Below are 2,333 nucleotides of genomic sequence, written 5' to 3' on the forward strand. Positions count from 1 at the left end.
AGGGGCAGCGCTGGGCCGAGCGGGCGACGGCGCTGGGGCCGGACAAGGTCCGTGAGCGTGCCGCCCGGCTGGGGGACGTCCTGCGCGAGGAACTCTCCGCCTGACGGGCCTGGCGGCCCTGACCGGCGGGATCCGATTTGCGTGCCCCGCCCGCGTCGCGTAGTGTTCAACGAGTCGACGCGGGGTGGAGCAGCTCGGTAGCTCGCTGGGCTCATAACCCAGAGGTCGCAGGTTCAAATCCTGTCCCCGCTACTGAAAACCCGAAGGGGTCGGACCGGTTCGCCGGTCCGACCCCTTCGGCATGTCCTGATGTGCGCACACGGCCGCGCACACGGCCGCGCACGCGGCCGGGGGCGCGTCAGGCGGAGCACTCCGGGCACAGCCCCCGATAGGTGACCTCGACGTCGGAGACGGTGAACCCGAAACGCTCCGACGCCGGCAGTTCGGCCAGCGGGTCGCCGGTCGGGTGGACGTCCTTGATGGCGCCGCAGCGCGCGCACACCAGGTGGTGGTGCGGCCGGTGGGCGTTGGGGTCGTAGCGCTTGGCGCGCCTGTCCGTGGTGACCTCGACGACCTCGCCGAGGGAGACCAGCTCACCCAGTGTGTTGTACACCGTCGCCCGGGAGATCTCCGGCAGCTTCACCGCGGCGCGGGCGTGGACCTCGTCGGCCGTCAGGTGGACGTGCTCGCCTTCGAGGACCTCGGCCACCACGCGCCGCTGTGCGGTCATTCGCCAGCCGCGTCCGCGCAGGCGTTCCAACAGGTCGCTCATGGTGGCCAAGCCTAACAGTGACGCATGAGCCTGTCTTGATTTGGACAGGTTCTAAGTCGTGCTCCGGCGGGACAGGCACCGCAGCACGTCGCGCACCGAGACGATCCCGGCCGGCTCCCCGCCCTCCAGGACCACCAGGTGACGGAAGCCGCCGTGGGCCATGGCGCGGACGGCGTCGTCGATGCTCCACGAGGGGTCCGCGAGGACGACGTCGGAGGTGAGGTGGGCGTGGGCGCGCTCGACGTCCGGGTCCTGCCCCAGGCCGAGCGAGTTGAGTATGTCCCGCTCGGTCAGGATGCCCGGGTGGGCGGCCTCGGGGTCCAGCACCAGGGCCGCGCCGACCCGGCGGGCCGACATCAGGACGGCGGCCTGGCGAAGCGTGTGGGCGGGGCCCACGGTGAGCAGCGCCCTGCTCATGGCGTCGCGGACGAGCATCGGCCGGAGTCACCTCCTCCTGCGAAGCGCCGCGCCCGGCACCGCGCCCAGCACTGCGCACGGCACTGCGCACGGCACCGCACACGGCGCTTCACAAACGCACAAACGGGGGAGCTGTCAGCGTCGCAGGCGGGCGGGAGGACCGACAAGACAGCACCCCGGGGCGCAGGGGGCATCCCGGGGCGTTCGAGGCGTACGGAACCGTCGTGCGGGGCGCCGCGGGGCTCAGTAGCGCTGGTTGAGGTATCCCAGCAACTCGTCGTGGAGCAGCCCGTTGGAGGCGGCCGCGTTGCCGCTGTGCGGGCCGGGGCGGCCGTCGAGGCCGGTGAAGGAACCGCCCGCCTCGGTGACGATCACGGCGGTGGCCGCCATGTCCCACAGCGAGAGCTCCGGTTCCGCGCAGATGTCCACCGCGCCCTCGGCGACCATCATGTACGGCCAGAAATCGCCGTAGGCGCGGGTCCGCCACACCTCGCGGGTCAGGTCCAGGAAGCCGTCGAGGCGGCCCTGCTCCTCCCAGCCGGTCAGCGACGAGTACGCGAACGAGGCGTCCTGCATGCGGGACACCTGGGACACCTGGAGCCGGGACGCCGAGGTCAGGCTGCGGCCGGTGAACGCGCCGTGGCCCTTGGCCGCCCACCAGCGGCGGCCGAGCGCGGGAGCGGAGACCACGCCGACCACCGGCTGGTAGCCGCCCTCGGCGGCCTCCATCAGCGCGATCAGCGTCGCCCACACGGGGACGCCGCGGACGTAGTTCTTGGTCCCGTCGATCGGGTCGATCACCCAGCGGCGGGGGCCGGTGCCCTCCACGCCGTACTCCTCGCCCAGGATGGCGTCCCGGGGCCGGGCGCGCTGCAGCTGACCGCGGATCAGCTCCTCGGCGGCCTTGTCGGCCTCGCTCACCGGCGTCATGTCCGGCTTGGTCTCCACCTTCAGGTCGAGCGCCTTGAAACGGGCCGTCGTCGCGGCGTCGGCGGTGTCCGCCAGGACGTGGGCGAAACGCAGGTCATCGAGGTAGTCGGCCATGGCCGAACCGTATAGGCCGGGCGCGTGGCGGGGCCACACGGGGCGGAGGGCGGTTGACGCGGGCCGGGCGGTCCAGGGCCTTGACAGTGCCGGGAGGCGC

Annotated in this window: 3 protein-coding genes and 1 tRNA gene; 1 reads left to right on the plus strand and 3 read right to left on the minus strand. The window is 72.6% G+C overall.

Features of this window, described 5'->3' with window-relative positions; translation table 11 throughout:
- Window positions 1-178 precede the first annotated feature (178 nt).
- Window positions 179-252: transfer RNA gene (locus HW445_RS27345), tRNA-Met, on the plus strand.
- Window positions 253-358: 106 nt separating this feature from the next.
- Here the strand turns inward: HW445_RS27345 and HW445_RS27350 are convergent.
- From HW445_RS27350 to hisN, 3 genes are all read right to left on the minus strand, one after another.
- Window positions 359-772 carry a Fur family transcriptional regulator gene (locus HW445_RS27350; protein WP_151771355.1) on the minus strand — a complete coding sequence of 138 codons (414 nt, stop codon included), beginning with the start codon at window positions 770-772 and terminating at the stop codon, window positions 359-361.
- A gap of 51 nt (window positions 773-823) precedes the next feature.
- Window positions 824-1,207, minus strand: a complete 384-nt coding sequence (locus tag HW445_RS27355; RefSeq protein ID WP_180223552.1) for a cyclic nucleotide-binding/CBS domain-containing protein — start codon at window positions 1,205-1,207, stop codon at window positions 824-826.
- Window positions 1,208-1,432: 225 nt separating this feature from the next.
- Window positions 1,433-2,233, minus strand: coding sequence for a histidinol-phosphatase (gene hisN / locus HW445_RS27360; RefSeq protein WP_180223553.1), 801 nt, complete (start codon window positions 2,231-2,233; stop codon window positions 1,433-1,435).
- Window positions 2,234-2,333: the final 100 nt, after the last annotated feature.

The sequence above is a fragment of the Streptomyces sp. UH6 genome (assembly GCF_013421635.1).
Classification (GTDB): Bacteria; Actinomycetota; Actinomycetes; order Streptomycetales; family Streptomycetaceae; genus Streptomyces; species Streptomyces abyssomicinicus.